Annotated in this window: 1 protein-coding gene; it reads right to left on the bottom strand. The window is 33.3% G+C overall.

The genetic code is table 11. From position 1 onward, the window contains the following. Positions 1-43: 43 nt before the first annotated feature. Complete coding sequence (locus tag ADIWIN_RS04945) at positions 44-685, bottom strand: GAF domain-containing protein (protein ID WP_051155411.1); 642 nt, start codon at positions 683-685, stop codon at positions 44-46. Between the last annotated feature and the right edge of the window lie 308 nt (positions 686-993).

The following is a 993-nucleotide window of genomic DNA, read 5'->3' as shown; positions in this document are numbered from 1 at the left end:
ATGAATCAATGAAAAACCCAATTCAGGAGATTTTGCCCATTCTTCAAAGTTGATGGTTGGGTGAAGAGCCTTCATTCCACTGCTTAAAAAACTCGAAATTCAACTCACCATTTGGATCCATTTTTAGTTGAAAAATACCACCTGGAACATTGTCTGTTAACTTTTTAAGTTCAGATATATTGGTTTCTATTTTACTGTTTTGTTCTAAAAGTAATTTGCGGGTATTGAGGTAATCCATTGCTTTTTTGGCCAATATTTGCAAGGCCTTCTTATGGTTGGAAGAGATACTTCTTGGCCGATTATCAAGCACACATAAGGTGCCCAAGACATTGCCATTAGGAGTCTCTAGTGGTGCGCCCGCATAGAAGCGTATTTTTGGTTCACCAATTACAAAAGGATTGTTCTTAAAGCGTAAATCTTTAGTTGAATCCCGTACCACCAATACTTCTTTAGGCTTATGCAAGGCATGTTGACAAAAAGAATCTTTACGTTTGGTTTCACTAATGCCCAATCCCGAATTCACCATAAGCCATTGGCGGTCCTTATCGATAATTGTGATTAAAGAAATGGGAACATTACAAATCAAAGAGGCAATTTTAGCTAATTCGTCTAGTTCCTTTTCTGGAGGAGAACCCATAATATGGTATGATCTAAGTTCTTTTAGTCTTGCCGTTTCATCTGCCATTTTTAATCTTTTGAAGAAGCTGGTTATAAATTACTTAAGGAAACATCTAATGATAAAAGTTAAAAATAAATATTGAAAGGAGATTGCTTAATACTTCTTTGGTTTCGGATCCTTCGATATTTACAATATATAATTCTGATTTTAAAATTCAAAGAAATGAATCAAATCACTCGTAAATATTACTTTATCAACGTTTTACCATCAATGAATATACAATTATAACTAATTGTTTCATAGTAAAATGTCGATAATTAGTTTTCATATCTTTAGGGTATTAACCCTGGCTTAAGATTCAAAATATAGTAAAC

This window comes from Winogradskyella psychrotolerans RS-3 (assembly GCF_000427335.1).
Classification (GTDB): domain Bacteria; phylum Bacteroidota; class Bacteroidia; order Flavobacteriales; family Flavobacteriaceae; genus Winogradskyella; species Winogradskyella psychrotolerans.
The sequence above is the reverse complement of the archived record's forward strand: the minus strand, read 5'-3'. Positions and strand labels throughout refer to the sequence as shown.

Coding starts and splice junctions, on each gene's coding strand:
- ADIWIN_RS04945 (WP_051155411.1), bottom strand. CDS start 685: ATGGCAGATGAAACGGCAAGACTAAAAGAACTTAGATCATACCATATT.